Here is a 22,729-nt window from a genome sequence, read left to right on the forward strand (position 1 = left end):
CCACGCCCGGCGGGTGAGCCACGCGGGCGTCCCCTCCGCGACTCCGGTGCTCCCTCCGGGGCGGTTACGCTGCCGCCGTGACCGGTCGAACCCCAAGCCGCCGTGGCGTGCTGCGAGCCGCGCTGCTGGGCGCCGGCCCGGCCAGCGTCCTGGCCGGATGCTCCGAGGACACCGGCCCGGCACGGCGGCTCAGGTTCGCGACGGGAGCGCCCGGCGGCCCGTACAACGCCTTCGGCAAGGCGTTGGCCGCGCAGGCCGCGCGCACCGTTCCCCGGCTGCGCGTCACACCCGTCAGCACCTCGGCGAGCGTGGACAACCTGCTCCGGCTCGGCGCCGGTTCGGCGGACCTGGCGCTCGCCATGGCGGACGCCGCCGAGGACGCCGTACGCGGGCGCCCGCCGTTCCCGGGCCCCGCCGCCCGGGTGACCGCCCTCGCCCGCGTCTACGTCAACTACACCCATCTGGTGGTTCCGGCGCGCGGACCGGTGCGCTCGCTGCGGGACCTCGCGGGACGGTCCGTCGCCACGGGAGCGGCGGGCTCCGGCGGCCAGGTGCTGGCCGGACGGCTGCTGCGGATCGCCGGTCTCACCGGAGACAGGGCGGTACGACAGCGCCGGCTCGGCCTCGCCGCCTCGGTGGACGCCCTGCGCGACGGCACGGTCGACGCGTTGATCTGGGCGGGCGGTGTGCCCACACCCGCCCTGTCGGAGCTCGCCCGCCGCTTCCCCTTGCGGTTCCTGCCGTTGGAGGCCGAGGCGAAGACCCTGCGGGACAGGTACGGCCCGGTCTACACGGCGGTCACCCTCCCGGCCGGCGTCTACGGGCTCACCGAGCCGGTCGGCACCATCGGCGTCGCCAACTACCTGCTGGCCCGCTCCGGAGTCCCGTCGCAGGCGGCGCGCGAGGTGCTGTGGGTGGTGTTCGACCGGTGGCGGGTTCTGCTGGACGAAGTGACGGCGGGCGCCCGGCTCGAACCCCGGTTCGCCGTCGCCACCGGGGACGTACCCCTGCACCCCGGTGCCGTCGCCTACTACCGGTCGGTGTACGGCTGAGCGCCCACGGAGCCGGCCGGCAACCGCAGTTCCACCACCAGGCCGTGGGGAACGTTGCCGGACGCCGTGAGCCGGCCGCCGCTGAGGCGGGCGATCTCGTCGGCGATGGCCAGCCCCAGACCGCTGCCCGGCGCGTTCTGGTGTTCGGGCGCGCGCGTGAAACGCCTTGTCAGCAGCGGAAGTTGAGCCTCAGGAACCCCTGGTCCGTCGTCGCTGACGCGCACCACGACCACACCGCCGCTTTCCGCTTCGTCTTCCCCTTCCCTCTCCTCGTCCCCGTGCGCGGCGGCGACCGTGACCGCCACGGTGACCCGCCCGCCGCCCGGCACGAACTTGACGGCGTTGTCCAGCGCCGCGTCGAGCACGCGCCCCACCGCGTCGGGCACACCCCAGGCCCACACCTCCACCGGTACGTCGACGGCGGCCAGTTCCAGCCCCGACGCCTCGAAGACCGGCTCCCATGCCGCGACCCGCCCGCGCACCGCCCCCGACACGTCCTGCTCCGCACGCTCCGCCGTACCGGACTCCACCCGCGCCAACGCCAGCAGTCCGTCGAGGAGTTCAGCCAGGCGCTCCGCCTCGTCCAGAGCACGCGCGTGCTCCTTCCTGCCGGGACCGGGCGCGAGATGCGGCTCGACGTTCTCCAGCTGGAGCACCAAGGTGGCCAGCGGATTGCGCAACTGGTGCGAGGCGTCGGCCACGAACGCGCGCTGACGGCCGATGGAGTCGGCGACCGCCTCGGCCATTCCGTTGAAGTGCCGCCGCAGACTGCGCAGTTCCGGTGGCCCGGTGTCGGACACCGCCCGCGCCTCCAGACTGCCCGAGGCCAACCCGGCGACGGCCCGGTCGAGATCACGGACCGGACGCATCAGCCAGCGCGTGATCCCCGCCGCGACCAGCGCGGCGGCCGCGAAGGCGGAGAGCGCCCCGCAGGTGATCACCGCCCAGCGTACGGTCACGTCCCGGCGGGCCGCGGCGGTCGGCACGGTCATCAGTACCGCCCCGCTCACCCGCTCGTCCCGGCCGACCGGTTCGGCGAGCACCACCCGGCGCGGACCCCAAGGGTGCACCGTCGGCAGCCGCTCGGTGGACCGCCCCGTCAGCGACCGCCACAGGACGTCTCTCGCCGCCGCGACCGGAACCCCGGACCCGGCCCGCGCGACCGTACGCCCCGCCGTGTCCACCACGGTCACCGACGCCCCGTACAGCTCGGCGTACCGGCGGATCTCGGTCGACAGCTCGGCCCGGTCGGCCGCGGTCCGGCCCCGGTCGGCGAGATCGGCGAACCGCACCGCGTCGGCCCGCCGCTGGAGCAGCAGATGCTCCGTCCGCCCGCTCGCGTACGAGTCGGCCAGCGGGACGGACAGCAGCAGTGTGGCGGCTCCCATGAGCACCGTCAGCACGACCAGCAGCCGTCGCCTCAGAGGTCACCCCACCTTTCGCCGTCGGGAGCTGGCGCCCCCAGCTGGTAGCCGAAGCCGCGCACGGTGCGCACCAGTTCGGCGCGGCACGTCTTGGCACGGATGCCCGCCACATGGACGTCGAGGGAGCGGGAGGCGGCGAGGAAGACATCGCCCCAGATCCGGTCCAGGATCTCCTCGCGGGCGTGCACCTCTTCGGGCCGGGCCGCGAGGAAGGCCAGGACGTCGAACTCACGCCGGGTGAGCCGGACTTCCACCCCGCCGACCGTTACCGTGCGGCCCGCGACGTCGATCTCCACATCGCCGGTGCGCACGGGCCGCCCGCCGCCGTCCGCGCGGGAGCGGTGCGGTGCGGCGGTGCGGCGGCGCACGGTGTCGATGCGGGCCATCAGCTCGTTCATCCGGAACGGCTTGACCACGTAGTCGTCGGCGCCCGCCCGCAGCCCCTGCACGATGTCCCGCTCCTCGCAGCGGGCCGTCACCACGATCAGCGGCGCCTCGCACACGGTGCGCAGCCGTCGCAGCAGTTCGAGCCCGTCCAGGTCTGGCAGCCCGAGGTCGAGGAGCACGAACTCGGCCTCGTGGACGAGCCGCAGGGCGTCCAGGGCCCGTGCGGCCCTGCGGACGGTGTGCCCCCGCTGGGCGAGGGCCGTCGTCAGGGCCTGGGCCATTCGGTCGTCGTCCTCGACGAGCAGCGCGTGCATGGGAAGTCCTCGTACCGTGGTGACCTGGGCCGCAGCCTGCGTGGATGCCGCAGCTTACGTAGCTGGCCCGGCCCGGGCCACCACCGGGTCAGCCGGCCGCCTTCGCGGGACTGCGGTCGCGCGCGGTGTCCTCCTCCGCCTCGGCGCGGCTGAGCGCGGCGTTGCGGGTGTCCGGCATCAGCACGTAGGTGACCAGCGAGACGAGCGCACACCCCGACACGTACCAGAAGAACACCTTCTCGTGACCGCTGTCCTTGAACCACAGGGCCACGTACTCGGCCGTACCGCCGAACAGCGCGTTGGCGATCGCGTAGGGCAGCGCCACGCCGAGTGCGCGCACCCGGGTGGGGAACAGCTCCGCCTTCACGGCCGCGTTGATCGAGGTGTAGCCGGTGACGATCACCAGCGCGAGCAGCGACAGACCCAGCGCCGACCAGTACGAGGACGCCGAACCGAGCGCGGTCATGATGGGGTAGGTGCCCACCGTGCAGCCGACCGCGAAGGTGATCAGCAGCGGCCGGCGCCCGATCCGGTCGGAGAGCATGCCGGCGAGCGGCTGAAGCAGCGCGAAGACGGTGAGCGCCGTGAAACTCACCAGCGTGGCCGTGGACTTCGCCATCCCGGCGCTGCCGATCAGGTACTTGGTGAGATACGTCGTGTACGTGTAGTAGGCCACCGTGCCGCCCAGGGTGAGCGCCATGACCAGACCGGCCTCGCGCCGGTGCTGCCACAGCGCCGCGAGCGAGCCGCGCGCGGTGTCCGCAGCGCCTTCCGCGCCGGACTCCTCGGTGAACGCGTCCGTCTCCGTCAGCCGGCGCCGCAGCCAGAACACCACCAGGGCGAACAACGCCCCGATCACGAACGGGATCCGCCAGCCCCAGCTCTGCAACTGCTCGGTGCTCAGCGTGTGCTGCATGGTGATCAGGATGGCCAGCCCGAGAAGCTGGCCGCACGTCATCGACACGTACTGGTACGAGGAGCCGAGACCGCGCCGGTCACGGGCGGACGCCTCCGTCAGGTAGGTCGCGCTCGCGGCGTACTCGCCGCCGATGCTCAGCCCCTGCAGCAGCCGCGCCAGGAGCAGCACCAGCGCGCCGAAGTAACCGGCCTGGCCATAGGTGGGCGCGACGGCGATGAGCAGCGCCGCCACCGACATCAGGGTGACGGTCAGCGTCAGCGCGCTCTTGCGCCCGCGCCGGTCCGCCGCGCGCCCCAGGATCCACCCGCCGACCGGGCGCATCAGGAAGCCGACGGCGAAGATGCCGGCGGTGTTCAGCAGCTTGGTGGTCGGGTTGTCCCCGGGGAAGAACGAGTCGGCGAAGTAGATCGCGAAGCTGGCGTAGACGAACCAGTCGTACCACTCGACCAGATTGCCCAGCGATCCGCCGATGAGGGCGAGACGGCGGGCGCCGGGGGAGTCCGCGGACGGGTGTCCGGGCGCGGCGGCAGGGGATGACATGGCGGCTCCAGGAAGGAACGGGGAGAACCCGGTGGGAGTCGGGGCGGGGGAGCGGTTTCCCCGGGAACGTGAACGCGCCCGAGCATGCGGTGCCCGTCGCACCCGGACAAGGTCCGCCGCGCAGATCTAACATGCCGCTAAGAAAGCGAACCTCTCGTGCCACCGCGCGCCCTGCGGCAACGCGCCGGCCGGGCCTGCGGTCGCGCGGGCGACGGTCCGGGGTCCGCCGCCTTCCGCCGCCGAACGGCCGCCATGCGGAGATCCCCGGGAGGTACCCGCTGCCCGGTGGGGGCCGTAGCCCCGTCCAGCCCCCACCGAAGCCCCGCGATCAGCTTTCGAGCGCCAGATACAGGCGGGCACCGCGGGAGCGGAAGCCGACGCGCTCGTACACGCGCCGGGACCCCTCACCCGAGTACTCCAGCCAGACCGACTCCGCCCCGCGCGTGAACAGGGTCTCCGCCAGCGACGCGGTCACCGCCGCGGCGATGCCGCGACCACGGTACGCCGGACGGGTTCCCACGCCCGCCAGCTCCGCGGTGCCGGCGGCCGGCGCCGAGCACATCGCCGCCCCGGCGCAGCCCCCGTCCTCGGCGCGGACGAACCGCACGGCCCCGCCGTTCTCCTGAGTGCGCCGCAGTCGCGCGGCGCCCTCCGCGGAGGGCGGGAACTCACCGTCGAACGCCTCCGACAGGGCGGCGTCGACAGCCCTGAACTCGTCGTCGCCGAACGGGGTTTCCACACGGAAGCCGCCACCCGCCGGCCCGCCGGGCGCGTCCGGCATCGCCAGGGCAGCGTGCATCTCGGGGGACGCCGGCATCGTCAGGGACACGGGTGTGCAGACCATGTACTCGTGCTCCGCCTCCGTACCGAAGCCCGCCCTGCGGAGCACCGCCTCCACCGCGGGCGCGGCGTCCGGGGCGAACTCCAGGCGGGGCTTCAGCCCCCGCTCCCGGAACGCCCCGATCAGCGCGGCGACATCCGCGTCCGTGGGCTCGGCACCGGGGCGCGGGGTGGCGTAGTTGACGTACGGGCTGGTCGTCGAGGGATCGAACCCCGCCACGAAACCGCCGACCTCGACCGGCGCCGGACGACGCAGGAGGTGGGCAAGGGTGAAACTCTGGACATCGGTACGCATGGTGATGAAGACCTCATGATGAAGTGCAGCCTCGCAGGCTGCGGGACACGCCGGAGCGTGCCCTGGGACAACGGCATGGCCTGCGCCGAGCGCGAGGCCGCGCGGTGTGCTGGACACCGCTTCATGGGGTCGCCGTGAGGAGATGCGAAGGCACCGCTTACCGCTGCCGCGAGGCGAACGGCTCAGTGCCGACGGCGACCACTGCGGGGCGCCGCGATCAATGGGCTCAGTCCTTCATCACATCGAGGGAGAGCAGGGAAGGGGCTCTCCGAACATGGCAGCAGCCTGCCACAGCCTGACTCGGAAGATCAACGCATTAAAGGGTCGAACTCCGGTGCGGCGAAGGTCGGAGAGGCGCACCCTGCGTCCGGGCGGCGCGCCGGACCGACCGACCTGGCTCTGTTGTCCAGGATTGGCTTATCGGTCTAGCGTGGGCGCGAGCACCCCGTAGATCGGAAGAGGCGGCCATGGACGCACACTTCACCACCGGCACACCCGGTGCGGCCGCGGCGGACGAGCACCTCGTCCGGGAGGCGGAGAAGATCGCCGTCGCGCTGGGGCGGATGTTTCCGGGGCTGTGTGAGGTGGTGCTGCACGACCTGCGTGATCCACGGCACGCGATCCGGGCCATAGAGAACAACCTGTCGGGACGCCAGGTGGGTGATTCCGCCACCGAGTTGGGGCTGGCCCGTATCGCCGACCCGGAGTACCCCAGCGTCATCCAGAACTACGCCAACCGCTTTCCCGACGGCCGCCCGGCGAAGAGCACCTCGATAGGGATCAAGAACGGCGCGGGTGAGTACATAGCCGCCCTGTGCCTGAACCTCGACGTCTCCGTGCTGTCCCCGGTCACGCTCGCGCTGTCCCAGCTCGTCGCCACCGACACCGAGGACCGAGCACAGCCCCTGGAGGCACTGCGGGACCGCAACGCCCGGGAACTGCGTCAGGCCGTGGAGACCCGTGCCGCCGAACGCGGGGCCACGCCGCGGTCGTTGGGACGCGATGCCAAGAAGGCACTCGTACGACAGCTGCACCGGGACGGTTACTTCGACTCGCGCGACGCCGCGCAGGCCATCGCGGACCTGCTCGGTGTGTCCCGCGCGACCGTCTACAACTACACCAAGTGATAGGCGCGTATGGCCTGCCCCGGAACCGAGCTTGATCCCCGCTCCGCACGCGGTGTCGCGGGACGGCTCACCCGGCAGGCACGCGAGAGGTGCGCACCCTTGCTTCCCACGACCGACCTCACCCCCGGCGGTCTGCTGCACGTCGCCGAGGAGCGGACCGCCGAGCTCGTCGACGAGGAACTGGCGCTGGAGGCCGCCCGCGCGGCCTTCGCCGCGACCGTGGACGGCACGGTCTTCCCCAGCGTCTCCGTGCACGGCTCCGATCCCCGTAACCGGTTCTCCCTCAAGCCGGCAGCGTCCGCGACCCACGCCGGTGTGAAGATCGGCAGCCACTGGCCTGACAACCCCCGGCACGGGCTCCCGTGCCACCACTCCACCCTGCTGCTCTTCGACCAGACGATCGGCAGGATCGCCGCCGTCCTGGAGGTCGGCACCGCCAACGCGTACCGGACCGCCGCGGCCGACGCCCTCGCGGTCGACCTGCTCGCCCGCCCCGACGCCGGGACCCTCGCGGTCTTCGGCACCGGACACCAGGCCGCGTACGACGTACGGGCCGTGAGCCGCGTGCGGCCCATCCGCCACGTCCTCGTCGTGGGCCGCGACAGGAGCCGCGCCGAGCGGATGGCGGCCACCCTCGCGGCAGGGGGACGTGACGCGACGGCCGTCGACGCCGACGAAGCCTGCGCCCGGGCCGACGTGATCGTCACCGTCACCAACGCGACCACCGACTCACCGCCCCTGTTCCCCGCCGACCGGGTACGGCCCGGCACCCACATCTCCTGCATGGGCGCCGACGCGCCCGGCAAGCGGGAACTTGATCCCGCGCTCTTCCCCCGTGCCCGCGTGTTCTGCGATCTGCCCGAGCAGGCCCGCGGCATGGGGGAGTGCCGGAACGCGCCCGAGGGCACCCCGCTCACCCCGCTCGGCGAGGTCCTGACCGGGCGCGCCGAGGGGCGTGCCGGCCACGACGACATCACCGTCTTCGACAGCTCCGGTATCGGCCTCCAGGACCTGTACCTCGGCCTCGCCCTGCTGCGGAGGATGGGCGTGACCCTGTGACCGCCTGCCGCCTGCCGCCTGCCGCCTGCCGCCTGCCGTATTCCCTCTTCCGCCCTCCGCCCGTTGCCGTGCAGCCCCTGCCCTCCGTGTCGCCCGTGCCCGCATCCGTCACGCCTGAGCCCTCGTCATCGTAAGGACACGCCATGCCCGCCGATCTGCCCGTAACGTTCGACGACGTCCGCGAGGCCGCCGTACGCCTCCAGGGCATAGCCCATCGCACCCCGGTCCTCACCTCGCGCACCTTGAACTCCCTCGTGGGAGCCGAGGTGTTCATCAAGTGCGAGAACTTCCAGCGGGTCGGCGCCTTCAAGTTCCGGGGGGCCTACAACGCCGTCGCCCAGCTGACGGCCGGACAGCGGGCCAAGGGCGTCGCCGCCTACTCCTCCGGCAACCACGCCCAGGCCACCGCCCTGGCCGCCCGCGAACTGGGCACGACCGCCGTCATCCTGATGCCCGAGGACGCGCCCCGCTCCAAGCTGGCGGCGACGGCCGGCTACGGCGCCGAGATCGTCACCTACGACCGCTACACCCAGGACCGCACCGCGCTCGGCGAGGCGCTGGCGGCGGACCGCGGTCTGGCGCTGATCCCGCCGTACGACCACCCGCACGTCATCGCGGGCCAGGCCACCGCCGCGCTCGAACTGCTCGAGGACACCGGTGAACTGGACGCCCTCGTCGTGCCCGTCGGAGGCGGTGGCCTCATCGCGGGGAGCGCCACCGCGGCCAAGGCGCTGTATCCCCGGATCCGGGTCGTCGGGGTGGAGCCCGAAGCGGGTGACGACACCAAGCGCTCCCTGGAGAGCGGGGAACGCGTGTCCATCCCCGTGCCCCGCACCATCGCCGACGGCCAGGCCCTGACCACCCCCGGCGAGATCCCCTTCGCCATCAACCGGCGTCTGGTCGACGCGGTCTCCCTCGTCAGTGACGAGGAGATCGTCCGCGCCATGCGGTTCGCCTTCGAGCGCCTGAAGATCGTCCTTGAGCCCAGCGGTGCGAGCGGCCTGGCGGCGCTGCTGGCAGGCCGCGTCGAGAACCCTCCGCGACGCATCGGCGTCATCGCCTCGGGCGGCAACGTGGACATCGAGCGGTTCGCCGACCTCGTCCGCGCCGAGGAGGGCGAGAGCGTCCGAGGGGACTGAAGGAGTCCGAGGGGACTGAGGGCGGCCGGGGCGGCCGTCGCGTGGACGTCACGGCCGCCTCACGTCCTGGACCCCGGACGACGAAGCCGCGTGCGGCCCCCTGCCGGTCCTACTCGGCCGGCAGGGCGTGATCCGCGAGCGCGACAGAGCCGGAGTTGGCCAGCGGTATCCCCTCCAGGTACGCGGCCGGAAGGTCGAACGCGTCCGTCAGGGCCGTCATGTGCGGGGCGAGGTCGCGCAGGACGTCGTCGAGGAGCTGGGGCATGCCGCAGACCTGCTCGGCGGACAGATGGCCGTGGGCCAGCAGGTCCCCGGTGTACGGCCCGATCTCCTGGAGCAGGAACAACAGGCAGAGCCTGGTCAGCAGTTCCCCCGCCCGGGGGTCGGCGGCCCGACCGGCCGCGTCGAGGAAGGCGTCCGCCGCCCTGAGACCCGCGTGGACGGACACCATCTCCAGCGCGGCGGAGGAGGCGCCGTTCCACCGGGCCACCGGATCGCCGGACGGCCCCTGGCGCAGCTGGGCGCGGGCGCGGTCCTGCCAGACGGCCTCGGCCCGTGCCAGCAGCTCCCGCAGATGGCGGGGGTCCGTCAACTGAGCCACGTCACCGGGGGAGTCCAGGGCCCCCAGGGGCGGCTGCTGGGCGAAGAGCAGCTCGGCCGCGGCCTTCACCCGGATCACCGTGTTGTCGCCCTCGGCGGTGACCGTGCCCTCGATGTAGTGCGGGAACTCGGACAGGCCGTTGACGGCGAACAGGCCCTGGGCGCCGCACCGTTCGCGGCACTCGACGGTGACGGCCCGCGCCTGCCAGGTGATCCAGCTCTTGGCCACGGCCACCAGGCGCTCGGCCTCCGCCTGCCGCCCGGCGTCGCCGTCGGCGCGGTCCGCGGCCCAGCGGGCGAGCGCCGAGCGGTGCAGGAAGGTCATGGCGTAGGCCGTGGCGAGGCCCTTGAGCAGCGGTCCGTGATGAGAGCGGTGGGCGTTGACGGGAATGCGATCACCCGCGCGCGGGCCGCTGACCCGCCGGTGGCCGCCGTAGCGTACGGCGATGGCCAGCGCGGCACGGGTCGCCCCGACCGCGGCGGCGCTCATGCACAGCTTGCCCATGGTGACCCGGCCGATGGACCGCAGGAACCGCTTGCGCCGGTTGCCGAGGCTGCTGTGCAGCCGTCCCTCGGGGTCCAGGCGGCCGTGTGCGGACTCCAGCAGGGCGTCACGGGGCAGGAGCACGCGGTCGAACGCGGTCAGGCAGTGGTCCACCGGAGCGCCCGTCCGCATCGGCAGCCGGCGCACCTGTACTCCCGGCAGCAGCCCGTTCTCGTCGCTCAACGGGGTGAGGAAGAGGAAGACGCCCTCGTCCCGGCCGTCGACGAGGAGCCGGGCGGCGACCAGGGCACTCTTGGGACCGCCGGTCAGGCTGGTGTTGGGCATGAACTTCCGCGCGCCGGGGTGCGGCGTGTTCAGTACGAACCCGCCGGTGGCCGGGTCGAGTTCGACGGTGGTCTCCAGTGCCGAGGCATCGTTGCCGTGGTCCAGTTCGGTGCAGAGGAAGGTACCGATACGCCTCAGGTCCGTGAAGTCGGACAGATCGCGGCTCCGCGCATCCTCGTGGTCGAGCAGGCTGCCGAGGAAGAGGTTGTAGTGGATGCTCGCCACCGTGCACAGGCCGCCGCCGCCGTCCACGATCGCCGCCCACTCGTGCAGCCCCGCCAGTGGCGCCGGTTCGTCCGCGAGCCGGCGCGGGTCCCCGGCCGTGTCGTTCACCAGGTGCAGCCAGGTGTAGGAGAGGGCGGCGCGCTCGGCCGCGCCGAGTCCCGGACGGTGACGGAAGGTGTCCTGCGCGATGAGGTCACGCCAGCGTCCGTGGACGTGGTCCCGGTCGCCGTCGGCGAAGAGGAGCCGGGTCAGATCGGCGACGGTCTCGTCGGAGCTTTCGTCCGTGACCGCCGCACCGGCAGAACTCCCGTCGGCGGGACCCCCCTCCGTGACCGCACGCGGACCGCCGGCCGGAGAGGCGCCGCGGATGCCCCCTTGACCGGTGCCGCGCTTCTCGGTCCCGGGTGCGGAGGTGAGGTCTGCCTGAGATGTCAGAAGAGTCATGGCCTGCTCCGGTGGTCGCAGATCCGGAAGGTGGGGATACGCAGTGTCAGAAGATACGGACCTTCCGGTTTGCTTATCAAGCAAAATCTCTGCCAATCGGTGACTGTTCAATTGCGCAAGGTGCTCACTTTGTGCTCGTCAAGTGACCGTAATTGAATGCCTGTTGTGCGGTTGATGCGTGTGCCGCAGCCACCCGGACCGGCCCACGAGGCGCCCGGATACCGGGCGGCACGTTTTGTTGTCGGGGCCGGCGAAAGGCCCGGACGCTCGGCACGGTGGGGGCGGAGGGGGGTTCGCGCACGCTTGAAAGGCCGAGTTCCCGGGTGGCAGGATGCGTACCCGCCGGTCTCTTTTCGTCGCCGACCGGCCGTGAAGCCAGTGCGGAGGGTGTGCCGTGGCCCTGCAGGAACGAGCGATCAGGACAAGGCGCAGCATCCTGGTGGCCGCCGCCGACGTGTTCGCCGACGTCGGCTACGAAGCCGCGACCATATCGGAGATCCTCCAGCGGGCGAACGTCACCAAGGGCGCCCTCTACTTCCACTTCGCGTCCAAGGAACAGCTCGCCCAGGCGGTGCTGACGGACCAGCTCAACTCCGTGCCGGACTCCCCGCCGCGCGAACTGGTGCTCCAGGAAGGGCTGGACGCCGGATTCCTCCTCGCCCATCTGCTCGGCGCGGGCGACCCCATGGTGCGCGGCAGCGTCCGCCTCACCGTGGACCAGGGATCACCGCACGACGGCCTCGACCGGCAGGTGCCGATGGCCTCCTGGATCGATCACAACGCCAAGCTGCTCGCTCGGGCGAAGACGAGCGGTGAACTGCTGCCCCACGTCGACGTCGAGGCCACGGCCAAGGCGTTCGTCGCCGTGTTCACCGGCGCCCAGGTGCTTTCCAAGATCATGAGCGATCACACCGACCTGATGGAACGCGTGGCCGACCTCTACCAGCACCTCATGACCAGCATCGCGGTCCCCGCGGTACTCGTCCGGCTGGACATGTCGGCGGAGCGGGGCAAGCGGGTCTACGAGGAGGCCGTCGCCCTGCGCCGCGAAGCGGAGGAGATCCCGGCCGCCGGCTGACGGGAGTGGCCCGTGGGCTGATCGCGGCGGGACGCCGGCTGAAGCGACGGCGGGACGCCGGCTGAAACGACAGCAGGGCGCCCGGCCGAAACGGCGGCAGGGCGCGGGCCGACGGTGGCGGGGGCGTGCCGGGGCACGGATTCCGGCGGCCGGCCGGGAATCCGCCGCGGGGGAGTGACTTCGCTCCCCTTGGGCACGTCGCAACGCAACAACGTGATGCAGGACCGACCCAGGGAGCACGCCGATGGAAACGACCGCCCACCCCTACGCCCTGGACCTCACGGGCCGCGACCACACGGGGGAGGCAGCCCTGCTGCGCGCCCAGGGCCCCGCGGTACGCGTCGAACTGCCCGGCGGTGTGATCGCCTGGGCCGTCGTCCAGCAGACGTACGTGGAGCGGCTGCTGGCCGATCGGCGCGTCTCGCGCAGCGCACGCCTGCACTGGCCGGCGTTCATCGAGGGCAGGATCACCGAGGAGTGGCCGCTCTACCCGTGGGTCGCCAACGAGAACATGCTTTTCGCCTACGGCGAGCACCACACCAGGCTGCGCCGGCTGGTCGCCGCGGCCTTCACGGCGCGGCGCTCCGAGACGCTGCGCCCCCGGGTCGAGGGGCTCTGCGCCGAACTGCTCGACACTCTGGCCGCACTCGCCCCCGGCACCACCGTCGACCTGCGCACCTCCTACGCGGAGGTGCTGCCGCTGCGCGTCGTCTGCGAACTGTTCGGCGTGCCCCGGGGCGCCGAGACGGACGCGCTGTCCGCGGCGCTGAGCACGGTGTTCAGCTCCACGGTCTCCGCCCAGGAGATGGAGGCCGCCCGCCTGGAGGCCTTCGGGCGGCTCGCCACACTGGTGAAGACCAAGCGGCAGCAGCCGGGCGAGGACCTCACCAGCTCACTGATCGCCGCGCGGGACGACGACGACCGCCTCACCGAGGACGAACTGCTCGGCACCCTCTTCATGTTCATCGCCGCGGGCCAGGACACCACCGCCACCCTGATCACGAACGCGGCCGGCGCCCTGCTGACCCACCCCGAGCAACTGGAGCACGTGCGTGCGGGGCGGGCGACCTGGGCCGACGTGGTCGCCGAGGCCATGCGGGTGCACACGCCCGGCGCGTACTCGCCGCTGAGGTTCGCCGTCGAGGACATCGACCTCGACGGCGTGACCATCCGCAAGGGCGAGTGCATCCTCGTCAACTTCGCCGCGGGCGGCCACGAGACCGACCGGCACGGCCCGGACGCGGACCGTTTCGACGTGCTGCGCACCGGCCGTGACGTCCTCGGCTTCGGTCACGGACCGCACCGCTGTCTCGGCGCCCCGCTCGGCGAGATCGAGGCCGCCTCCGCGCTCGCCGAACTCTTCGACCACTTCCCCGACGTCCGACTCGCCTGCGAGCCAGCCGAGTTGCGGCCTCTGCCGACCTTCATGCTGAACGGATACCGGTCGCTGCCCGTGGTCCTGCGGCCCGCGGTCTCCTGACCAACCGCACCTCTGCCGCCGGGACTCCCGAACCCGCTGTGGGCAAACGGAGTTCCGGCGGGGCGCACACCCGGGCAGGAAACCGGACAAGCGGTTTTCCGGGTGACGCCCGAGGGGAGGTAAGTCGGGAATTCGCCGGTTCTCCGGCCGGTTCGCGCGCGGGTCCCCGGGTGTCCCGTCGGGTCTTGCCCCAGCAGATCCGGCAAAACATACTGAACACGCGGTCGGACGGGCGACGAGGGGTGCGGCGCCGGCCCCGGGTTCGCTCCCGGGCCGGGCCCAGAAGGAGAGCGTCATGGTCAAGCAGGTGCGGGCGGTCCGCACACGGCAGGCCCTCCTCCGTGCCGCGGCCGAGGTCTTCGCCCACAACGGATACGCCCGTGCCTCCCTGCCGGCGATCAGCAAGCGGGCCGGGGTCAGCGCGGGCGCCCTGCACTTCCACTTCCCCAGCAAGGACGCCCTGGCCGACGAGGTCGAGGACGCGGCGACCCGGGCCGTGCAGGAACTGGCCGGGCGCTGCCGTCGTACGAGCGGCAGCGCGCTGGCAGCACTCGTCGCCGCGACCCACCATCTGGCCGCCGCCCTCACCGCCGACCCCGTGACCTGGGCGGGCTTCCGGCTCGGCGCCGACCCCGCGCGGCGGAACCGGGCCGGACTGCTCGAATGGTGGCACGCCTGGGTGCTCGACGTGGTCGGTCAGGCACGGGAAGCGGGCGAACTCGCCGACGGGGTCTGCCCGGAGGGCGCGGCCGTGGCGGTCGTCGCGGCCACGGTCGGCTTCGAGGCCCTGGGCAGCCGGGACCGGGACTGGCTGTCCGAGGAACGCATGGTCCAGTTCTGGACGTTCCTGCTGCCCAGCCTGGCGGCGCCACCCGCGCGGAGCCTCACCCAGGTGCTGGAGGCCGCCCGGACGGCCTCACCGGCACGAAGGGACGGCTCGGCCGACCTGGTGGCCGCGGCGGGGACCGACCCCGCGACCTGACTGAAGGACACGGGAGGCAGGCGGGCCGCCCCTTCCTGGACCCGGGAATCCCCCCGCGCGCCTCTCGCGGGCCGGGCAACCACGCCTCCCGGTCCCGCGGTTGCCGAATCCGATCGCTCACCAGCGGCCCGCGGCGGACCCCGTCCCGTTCCCCTTCTAAGATCACCCGCCATGATCCCTTCAGCCGGTGGCCGCCGAAAACCCCGACCGCCGTACGCCGTCGCCGACTTCACCCGTGGCCGCACCAGCGATTCGACCGGCGACCTCACCCGCCTCTGGCGCGCGTACGCGGTGAGCGGTGCCGGAACCGCCGTCGGCGCGGGCGCCCTTCCGCTGGTGGCCGTGACCCTCCTGCACGCGACGCCCTTCCAGGTCTCGCTGCTGGCCGCGTCGTCCGCGCTCGCCGGTGCCGCGATCACGCTGCCGCTCGGCGGTCACATCGAACACCGCCGCAAACGCCCCGTGATGATCACCGCCGATCTGGCGCGCGCCGCGGCCATGACGTCCGTCCCGGTCGCGGCGGCTCTCGGCCTGCTCTCCTTCGCCCAGCTCTGCGTGGTCGGCATCCTGCACGCGGCGGCCACGATCGCCTTCACGGCCGCGAGCACCGCCCACCTCAAGGGCCTGGTCGAGCCCGCGGACCGGCTGCGCGCGACCGCGCGCTTCGAGACCACCGACTGGATCAGCCAGAGCGCGGGCCCGCCCGCCGGCGGCCTCCTCGTCGGCCTCCTCGGTACGACGGCCACGGTGGCCGTGGACGCGGTCTCCTTCCTCCTCTCGGCCCTGGGCATCCGCGGCCTGCGCACACCGGAACCGCCGCCACCGTCCCGCGGCGGCCCCGTCTCCGGCCCCGGAAGCCTGATCGCGGGCTGGCGGGCCATCCTCGGCCACCGTGGTCTGCGGCCGCTGTTCTGGAACGCGATGCTCTTCGGCGGCTCGGTGATGGCGACCGTTCCGCTCGTGGCCGTACTGATGCTGCGTGACCTGCACTTCACGGCCTGGCAGTACGGTCTCGCGCTGGGCCTGCCCTGCCTGGGCGGCATCCTGGGCTCGCGCTGCACGGTCCCGCTCACCCGCAGGTTCGGTGCCCGCCGGGTGCTGCTCGGATCCGCGGTGCTCCGCACCCCGTGGACCCTGCTGCTGGCGTGGGTCCCGGCCGGCCCGCTGGGACTCGCGGCGATCGTGGCCGTCGACACGGGGCTCCTCTTCGCCGCCGGAGTCTTCAACCCGTCCTTCGCGGCCTTCCGGATGGCGGCTACCGAAGACCACCTGATGGCCCGGGTGGTGACGGCCTGGTCGGTCTCGTCCAAGACGGTGCAGCCCGTGTTCATGGTGGCGGGCGGTCTGGTCGCCGCGCACGCCGGGATCCGTACCACCCTCGTCGCCGCCGGCGTGCTCAGCCTGGCGAGCGGCTTCCTGCTGCCCTGGACGGCGCCGGCCCCCGCGAACACCCCCGCCGCCGAGCCGGTCCCCACCTGAGCCTGTCCCGTACCTGAACCTGTCCCGTACCTGAGCCTGTCCCGTACCTGAACCGTCCGCCCGGAAGCCGGTCCGCTCCTGAGCGGCGACGCGAAGAACCCCGCCCCTGCGATCAGGGACGGGGTTCTGTTCGAGCGCCGGGCAGGCCTTGCACCTGCATTTCCCCGCAGGAAGCGGGGCGTCTTTCCTTGGACCACCAACGCACAGTGAGCCGGGCCCACTTGGGTGCCTCGCTCAGAAGTGAGCCTATCGTACGAAGAACTCGTCGGCCAAAAGAGCTCCCTGGAGCGTCCAGATCAAGGACTGGCTCTCGGACGCGAGCACTCCGCCCCGACCGGGTCCCGGCGGCACGGGCCACGTCCACCACGGCTTCGCCGAGGTGCTGGACTCCGCCTTCCCGGAGGTCCGCGACACCCTGGCCGAGCTGCGGACGAACGGTCAGCGTGTGTACGTCACCGGGCACAGCCTCGGCGGGGCGCTGGCGATGCTCGCCGGTGCGCGGCTGTATCTGGAGGAGCCGCGTCTGGCGGCGGACGGCGTCTACACGTTCGGGCAACCGCGCACGTGCGACCGCGTTCTCGCCAAGGCCTACGAAAAGGGCTTCGCCGACCGCATGTTCCGGTTCGTCAACAACAACGACATCGTCTGCCAGCTCCCTCCCGAGCCGGTGTTCACCCACGTCCACGCCCTGCGTTACATCGACTCCCGCGGCAGGCTGCACGAGTCCATGCCGCTGCTGGGCGGCGTGGCCGACCGGGCCGCGGGCATGGTGGCCGACCCGTTCGCGCCGGCCTCCGACGGCGTACGGGACCACTTCATGCACGGTTACATCGGCGCCCTGGAGAAGAACCTGGGCTGATGACGGCACGGGCACTGTCGTGCCCCCACCCGTGGAGGCGTGGGGGCACGGCCGTACGGCCTGCGACGGTCAGACGGTGCCGCTCTCGGTGATCGTGATCTTGCCCTTCGTGGCACCGTTGCCGCTGCCGAGCTTCTCGATCTGGTCGACGAGCTCCTTGCCCTCGACGACCTCGCCGAAGACGACGTGCTTGCCGTCGAGCCAGTCCGTGACGACCGTGGTCACGAAGAACTGCGATCCGTTGGTGTTCTTGCCCGCGTTCGCCATGCTGAGCAGGTACGGGCGGTCGTGCTTGAGGGTGAAGTTCTCGTCGGCGAACTTCTCGCCGTAGATGCTGCGGCCACCGGTGCCGTCGCCCCGGGTGAAGTCGCCGCCCTGCAGCATGAAGTTCGGGATGACCCGGTGGAAGGACGAGCCGGCGTAGCCGTAGCCGTGCTTGCCGGTGGCCAGCTCACGGAAGTTCGTCGCGGTCTTCGGGACCACGTCGTCGAACAGACGGAAGACGACCCGGCCGGCCGGCTTGTCGTCGATGCTGATGTCGAAGTAGACGTTCTCGCTCATGGAGATCAACCTACCGCCGAGCGGGCCCCACGTTCATCAGTGCCCGGCCACGACGCGCTGTGGCAGGTGAGTCCGGTCCAGGGCAGGGGAGTGGTCATTCCCAGTCGCAAGCATCCGGACTCCGTCGGCCTCGCCGTACGCGGCCGCCCTCCCCGCCGCCGCTCAACCGCCGTGCCGTCACTGCGAAGGCCTGGCGGGCCCGTTGAGGGCCGGTGACCGCGGCAGCCGGGTTCGCACCGCCTCGCGACGCATTCGCGAACGCTTGGGACGGCCCGCGTGAGTCCCGCGCCACGGAGCGCTCGTGAATGAGGGACAGCACCCGATCGGAGACCACGATCCGAGTGGGATTTGTCACCGCGACGGCGGTGTCGCCCCCGCGTCCCGTCACGGGTGTTCAGCGGGACGACGTGGCCCGCACCCGCGCGGCGGCCCGGGTCACCAGGTGACCGGGAGCGTCCTCGGGCCCCGGATGAGCCCGTCGCGCTGGAACTCGACCTCCCGGGCGGGTACGGCGAGCCGGAGGGCGGGGAAGCGGTCGAGTACGGCCCGGATCACGACCTCGGCCTCCATCCGGGCCATGAGAGCGGCCAGACAGAAGTGGGGGCCGTGACCGAAGGCCAGATGCCCGGCGCCGTTCCGGTCGAAGTCCAGTGCGTCGGGGTCGGGGAAGACCTCGGGATCGCGGTTGGCGGCGACATAGGCGTTGTAGACCGCCTCGCCCTTGCGGATCACATGGCCGCCGATCGCCACGTCCTCCGTGGCGATACGGGGGATGCCTACGCCGTTGCGGTGCGGAACGAAGCGGAAGAGTTCCTCCACCGCTCTGGGCAGCACCTGCGGATCGCGACGCAGTTGCTCGAACTGCTCCGGATGGGTGAGCAGCGCGTACATCATGGAGCCGCTGTTGTTGCGTACGGCGTGACCGCCGCTGACGTAGATGGCCATCGCGAGCGAGACGGCCTCGTCGTCGGTGATCTCACCCGTGGCGGCGGCCTGGGCCAGCACCCCGGCGAGGTCCTCGCGGGGTTCGTCGCGGCGGCGCCGCAGGAGGTCGGTGACGCGGCCGTAGGTCGCCTGGCGGGCCTCCTGGTTGCGGCCCTTGCCGTCCGCGGCCTTGGACAGGAGAGCCTCGGAGTTGCCCGCCCACTCCTGCCAGTCGTCCTCTTCCGCGCCCAGGAAGTAGCACACCACCGCGATCGGGAAGGGGGTGTGCAGGTGTTCCATGAGGTCGCCGGGCGGGCCGGCTTTTTCCATGGCGTCGAGCATCCGGTGGGCGGTGCGCTCCGCCATCGGGCGCAGCCGCGCCATGCTCCTGCCCGTGAACGCCCGGGCCACCACCCTGCGCAGGCGGGTGTGCCGGGGCGGGTCGATGTACTGCAGTCCCGCCGTCTGTGACGCCACGGCCTGCGGCGTCATGGAGGTCACCGGGCGGTCGACCAGTTCCTCACGGGAGAACCGCGGGTCCGAGGTGACCATGCGGACGTCCTCGTAACGGGTGACGAGCCAGGCATACCCGTCGCCGTGCGGGAGCGTGATGCGGGTGATCGGCTCGTCGCGGAGCAGTCCGTCGAGGAAGGGGTCGGGGTCCAGGGCGGGCAGGTCGGCGACGGACCACGATCTCACCGGCGGGCCGGGCGACGGGGACGGGGAGTCGGTGTCCAAGGTCATGTCGCATCACTCCTGAGATGTCCCGTCAGCACGTCCCGTGCTCCACGCCGGAGATGCCAGAGATGTCAGAGATGCCGGGGAGGTCCGGTGTCGCGCCGGGGGGCGCCGCTCCGGGCGATCACGCGTTCCAGCCGGGCGTTCCGGTGTTCTGGCGTTCCGACAGCGGCTGCGGCTGCGGCTGCGGACCCGGCTTCGGCTTTGCCACGGGCTCATGCCGTTGCCGCTCGCCGCGTCCTCGGCGTTGCCCGGACGGCCGGTGCGGCCGGCCGCCCTCGGTCACGCCCTCTCCCTCTCCCTCTTTCTTTCTCTGGCTCTGCTCCGTAGCCTGCACCAGCCTCGAAGGGCCCGCACGTCAGGCAGGGGTGTCCCGACGGCCACTCGCGTGACGCGCGCCGAGGAGCGGCGTGCGGCCCGACGCGTTCCGGGTTCCGTCGTCCGGCGTGGCTCGACCGCGCGGGCCCAGCGTCGTCAGGCGGCCTTCCGGGCCACGCCCGCGTAGATGCCGACCTCGTGCGACCGCGCGGGCGGCGGGGTGTCCGGGTGCCAGAAGGGGGCCTGCACCAGGCCTGGTTCGATCAGCTCGAAGCCGTCGAAGAGCCGCTCCACCTCCGAGCGGGAGCGCAGGTTCAAGGTGGCGGTCGCCTTGCCGTAGACGGCACGTGCCGCGCTGCGGTCCGCGAAGTCGCCCGTGGCGTGGGAGAGGACCAGGCAGCTGCCGGCCGGGAGCGCGTCGCGCAGCGTGGCGACGATCCGGCCGGGTTCGTCCGCCTCGGTCAGGAAGTGGACCACGGACACGAGGAGCAGGGCGACCGGCCGGTCGAAGTCGATGACGCGGCGCACGACCGGATGGTCCACGACGGCCCGCGGGTCGCGCAGGTCCGCCAGCACGACACGGGTGGATGCCCGGGACGCCGGGGACGCGGTGGGTACAGGCGACGCGGTGGCAGCGGTGGCAGCGGTGGCAGCGGTGGCAGCGGTGGCGCAGAGCAGGGCGTTCGCGCGCGCGACCACGAACGGGTCGTTGTCGACGTGGACGACCCGGGTGTCCGGAGCCACGGCGTGGGCGACCTCGTGCACGTTCGGCGAGGTGGGCAGTCCGGTGCCGATGTCGAGGATCTGACGGACGCCGAGGCCGACGACGTGACGGACGGCGCGGTGGAGGAAGGCGCGGTTCGCCCGCAGGCCGACGCGTACCTCGGGTGCGGCGGCGGCCAGTTCGTCGCCGGCCCGCTGGTCCACCTCGTAGTTGTCCTTGCCGCCCAGCAGATAGTCGTAGATCCGCGCGGGGTGCGGTCTGCTGGTGTCGATCGTCGCGGCCGGGTAGCCGTCCTGCGTCACGCCGGGTCTCCTCTCGTCGGCCGTGACGGTGCCGACCGCGCACGGCTGGCGAGAGTCTCGCACGCCAACTCGCTTGACTGAAAGCGGAGTTGGCGAATCAATCGACGGCGGCGGTGTCGGCGGAGCCTGAACCGGGGGCGGGGGCTTCCGCCTTGTGTGACGTGCTTCCTTGCGGTCCCTGTGCCTGAGCGGTGAACCTCTTGTGGAACAAGTCTGCGAAGAACTGTTATCCGAAACCGCCCGAGCGGTCTCCCAGGTATCGGACAGCTTGTTCGGCGTCGAGGACAGGGAAGCTTTTGATGAGGTCAGAGCACGCGGCGGAGCCGGCGGCACTGGTGAGTGCTGCCCGGACGGGTGACCCGGCGGCACAGGACGCCCTGATCAGCGCGTATCTGCCGCTGGTCTACAACATCGTGGGGCGGGCGCTGAACGGCTCGGTCGACGTCGACGACGTCGTGCAGGAGACCATCCTCAGGGCCCTGGACGCGCTCCCGCGTCTACGCGATCCCGGGAGCTTCCGCTCCTGGCTCGTGGCGATCGCGATGAACCAGGTACGGGCCCACTGGCACGACCGGCAGGCCGCGGCCGGCACCGTGGACGAGGCGGCCGAACTCGCCGACCCCGGTGCCGACTTCGTCGACCTGACCATGCTGCGGCTCCAGCTGTCCGGCCAGCGTCGGGAGACCGCCCGCGCGACGCGCTGGCTGGAGCCCGACGACCGGGCCCTGCTGTCCCTGTGGTGGCTGGAGTGCGCCGGGGAGCTGACCCGCGACGAGGTCGCCGTGGCCCTGGAACTGTCGCCCCAGCACACGGCGGTGCGGGTGCAGCGGATGAAGGCCCAGCTGGAGGCGGCGCGTGTGGTGGTGCGGGCGCTCGACGCCAACCCCCCGTGCGAGGAGCTGCGCGGCGGGCTGGCCTCGTGGGACGGCCGGCCCTCGGCGCTGTGGCGCAAGCGCATAGCCCGGCACGCCCGCGAGTGCGTGCGCTGCGGCGGCCTGTGGAACGGGCTGATGCCAGCGGAGGGACTGCTGGCCGGTCTGGCACTCGTCGCGGCCTCGGCGGCGCTGCTGGCGAACGTGCGCGCCGCCGCAGGGATGTCCCCGGCCGGCTATGCCGCCGGGCTCGATGCCGCCGGGGCACAGCCGACCGCGGCACAGTCCAGCGCTCCACAGTCCAGCGCGGCGCGGACCGGCGCGGACGGCGACTCGGCGGACCGCGACGCGCCGGATCCGGGAGCCCGGCACCGTGTCTCGCGCGGCCGTACGGCGTCCCGCGGCGAGGCCCGCCGTCGCAGGCGCGTCAGGCGCCGGGCCGTCGGCGGCGTCGTGATGGCGGCCTGCGTGGCGGGCGGCGGCCTGTGGTACTTCGGCCCCTTCGGCGCCGGTCCCGGTCCCGGCGCCGGATCCGGCTCCGGTGACGCGAGCGCCGCACGGGCCGCCGGGGACCCCCTCCCGGCCCCCTCGGCCGCCGAGACCGACGGCACCACACCCCCGGCGTCGGCCCCGGCGTCGCCGTCTTCGTCACCGTCCGCGCCGGCGTCCAGGAAGGCGACCGCGCCCAAGTCCCCGCAGCCCACCGAGAAACCGGCGCCGTCGTCCCCGCCGACCGCGCGGCCGACCCGGAGCGCCTCTCCCGCACCGCAGTTGCAGGCGGCGCCGGCGGACACCGTGGCACAGGTGGTCGAGCTGGTGAACAAGGAGCGTGCGACCGCGGGTTGTGGTGCGCTCACGGAAGACCCGCAACTGGAGAAGGCGGCCCAGGGCCACTCCGACGACATGGCAGCCCGTGACTTCTTCGAGCACACCAACCCGGACGGCACCGATCCCGGTCAGCGCATCATCGCCGCGGGCTACCACTGGTCCACCTACGGGGAGAACATCGCCGAGGGCCAGCCGACCCCGCAGGCGGTGATGGAAGCCTGGATGAACAGCCCCGGCCACCGCGCCAACATCCTCAACTGCGCGTTCAAGAACATCGGTGTGGGCGTGCACAAGGGGTCGGGCGGCCCGTGGTGGACCCAGGACTTCGGCGCCAAGCAGTGACGCGCCGCGGGGGCCGGCCCCCCCGGGCGGCGACGTCCGGGGCGGACG

17 protein-coding genes and 1 pseudogene are annotated in these 22,729 nt (G+C 72.4%); 10 read left to right on the plus strand and 8 right to left on the minus strand.

Annotated elements, in window-relative coordinates:
• The first annotated feature begins 77 nt into the window (after positions 1–77).
• On the plus strand, positions 78–1,052 hold the full coding sequence (locus OIB37_RS33900; protein WP_330461423.1) for a TAXI family TRAP transporter solute-binding subunit: 975 nt from the start codon (positions 78–80) through the stop codon (positions 1,050–1,052).
• Here the strand turns inward: OIB37_RS33900 and OIB37_RS33905 are convergent.
• The 4 genes from OIB37_RS33905 to OIB37_RS33920 all read right to left on the minus strand — a co-directional run bounded on the left by OIB37_RS33905 (position 1,031) and on the right by OIB37_RS33920 (position 5,771).
• Positions 1,031–2,440 (minus strand): sensor histidine kinase, encoded by a 1,410-nt coding sequence (locus tag OIB37_RS33905; protein ID WP_330461424.1) that lies wholly within the window; start codon positions 2,438–2,440, stop codon positions 1,031–1,033. The two genes, OIB37_RS33900 and OIB37_RS33905, sit on opposite strands and share 22 nt — an antisense overlap.
• A gap of 32 nt (positions 2,441–2,472) precedes the next feature.
• Entirely contained in the window at positions 2,473–3,177 is a 705-nt protein-coding gene (locus OIB37_RS33910; protein WP_330461425.1) for a response regulator transcription factor, read from the minus strand.
• Between the two features lie 88 nt (positions 3,178–3,265).
• Positions 3,266–4,636, minus strand: coding sequence for an MFS transporter (locus OIB37_RS33915; RefSeq protein WP_330461426.1), 1,371 nt, complete (start codon positions 4,634–4,636; stop codon positions 3,266–3,268).
• Between the two features lie 328 nt (positions 4,637–4,964).
• A complete protein-coding gene (locus tag OIB37_RS33920) occupies positions 4,965–5,771 on the minus strand; it encodes a GNAT family N-acetyltransferase (RefSeq protein ID WP_330461427.1) in 807 nt (268 codons plus the stop codon).
• Between the two features lie 467 nt (positions 5,772–6,238).
• Here OIB37_RS33920 and OIB37_RS33925 point away from each other — a divergent pair, with 467 nt between their 5' ends.
• The 3 genes from OIB37_RS33925 to OIB37_RS33935 all read left to right on the plus strand — a co-directional run bounded on the left by OIB37_RS33925 (position 6,239) and on the right by OIB37_RS33935 (position 9,096).
• A complete protein-coding gene (locus OIB37_RS33925; protein ID WP_330461428.1) occupies positions 6,239–6,898 on the plus strand; it encodes a helix-turn-helix transcriptional regulator in 660 nt (219 codons plus the stop codon).
• Between the two features lie 99 nt (positions 6,899–6,997).
• Entirely contained in the window at positions 6,998–7,957 is a 960-nt protein-coding gene (locus OIB37_RS33930; protein ID WP_330461429.1) for an ornithine cyclodeaminase family protein, read from the plus strand.
• Between the two features lie 143 nt (positions 7,958–8,100).
• On the plus strand, positions 8,101–9,096 hold the full coding sequence (locus OIB37_RS33935) for a threo-3-hydroxy-L-aspartate ammonia-lyase (protein ID WP_330461430.1): 996 nt from the start codon (positions 8,101–8,103) through the stop codon (positions 9,094–9,096).
• A 109-nt stretch (positions 9,097–9,205) separates the two neighbouring features.
• Here OIB37_RS33935 and OIB37_RS33940 read toward each other — a convergent pair whose 3' ends face one another.
• Positions 9,206–11,194 (minus strand): acyl-CoA dehydrogenase family protein, encoded by a 1,989-nt coding sequence (locus OIB37_RS33940; RefSeq protein ID WP_330461431.1) that lies wholly within the window; start codon positions 11,192–11,194, stop codon positions 9,206–9,208.
• Positions 11,195–11,588: 394 nt separating this feature from the next.
• Between OIB37_RS33940 and OIB37_RS33945 the strand changes: the two genes are divergently transcribed.
• From OIB37_RS33945 to OIB37_RS33965, 5 genes and pseudogenes are all read left to right on the plus strand, one after another.
• On the plus strand, positions 11,589–12,272 hold the full coding sequence (locus tag OIB37_RS33945; RefSeq protein WP_330461432.1) for a ScbR family autoregulator-binding transcription factor: 684 nt from the start codon (positions 11,589–11,591) through the stop codon (positions 12,270–12,272).
• A gap of 244 nt (positions 12,273–12,516) precedes the next feature.
• Positions 12,517–13,752, plus strand: a complete 1,236-nt coding sequence (locus OIB37_RS33950) for a cytochrome P450 family protein (RefSeq protein WP_330461433.1) — start codon at positions 12,517–12,519, stop codon at positions 13,750–13,752.
• 295 nt (positions 13,753–14,047) lie between these two features.
• Positions 14,048–14,734 (plus strand): ScbR family autoregulator-binding transcription factor, encoded by a 687-nt coding sequence (locus OIB37_RS33955; protein WP_330461434.1) that lies wholly within the window; start codon positions 14,048–14,050, stop codon positions 14,732–14,734.
• A 171-nt stretch (positions 14,735–14,905) separates the two neighbouring features.
• Positions 14,906–16,213 carry an MFS transporter gene (locus tag OIB37_RS33960; RefSeq protein ID WP_330461435.1) on the plus strand — a complete coding sequence of 436 codons (1,308 nt, stop codon included), beginning with the start codon at positions 14,906–14,908 and terminating at the stop codon, positions 16,211–16,213.
• 292 nt (positions 16,214–16,505) lie between these two features.
• A pseudogene (locus OIB37_RS33965) lies at positions 16,506–17,072 on the plus strand (alpha/beta fold hydrolase); the annotation flags it as partial.
• 69 nt (positions 17,073–17,141) lie between these two features.
• Here OIB37_RS33965 and OIB37_RS33970 read toward each other — a convergent pair.
• The 3 genes from OIB37_RS33970 to OIB37_RS33980 all read right to left on the minus strand — a co-directional run bounded on the left by OIB37_RS33970 (position 17,142) and on the right by OIB37_RS33980 (position 20,639).
• A complete protein-coding gene (locus OIB37_RS33970; RefSeq protein WP_330461436.1) occupies positions 17,142–17,633 on the minus strand; it encodes a peptidylprolyl isomerase in 492 nt (163 codons plus the stop codon).
• A 435-nt stretch (positions 17,634–18,068) separates the two neighbouring features.
• Positions 18,069–19,301 (minus strand): cytochrome P450, encoded by a 1,233-nt coding sequence (locus tag OIB37_RS33975; protein ID WP_330461437.1) that lies wholly within the window; start codon positions 19,299–19,301, stop codon positions 18,069–18,071.
• A gap of 468 nt (positions 19,302–19,769) precedes the next feature.
• Entirely contained in the window at positions 19,770–20,639 is an 870-nt protein-coding gene (locus OIB37_RS33980; protein WP_330461438.1) for an SAM-dependent methyltransferase, read from the minus strand.
• Positions 20,640–20,938: 299 nt separating this feature from the next.
• On the opposite strand from OIB37_RS33980, the gene OIB37_RS33985 reads away from it, so the two are divergent.
• Positions 20,939–22,681 (plus strand): sigma-70 family RNA polymerase sigma factor, encoded by a 1,743-nt coding sequence (locus tag OIB37_RS33985; protein ID WP_330461439.1) that lies wholly within the window; start codon positions 20,939–20,941, stop codon positions 22,679–22,681.
• Positions 22,682–22,729: the final 48 nt, after the last annotated feature.

The organism is Streptomyces sp. NBC_00820, assembly GCF_036347055.1.
In the GTDB taxonomy this organism is placed as follows: Bacteria; Actinomycetota; Actinomycetes; order Streptomycetales; family Streptomycetaceae; genus Streptomyces.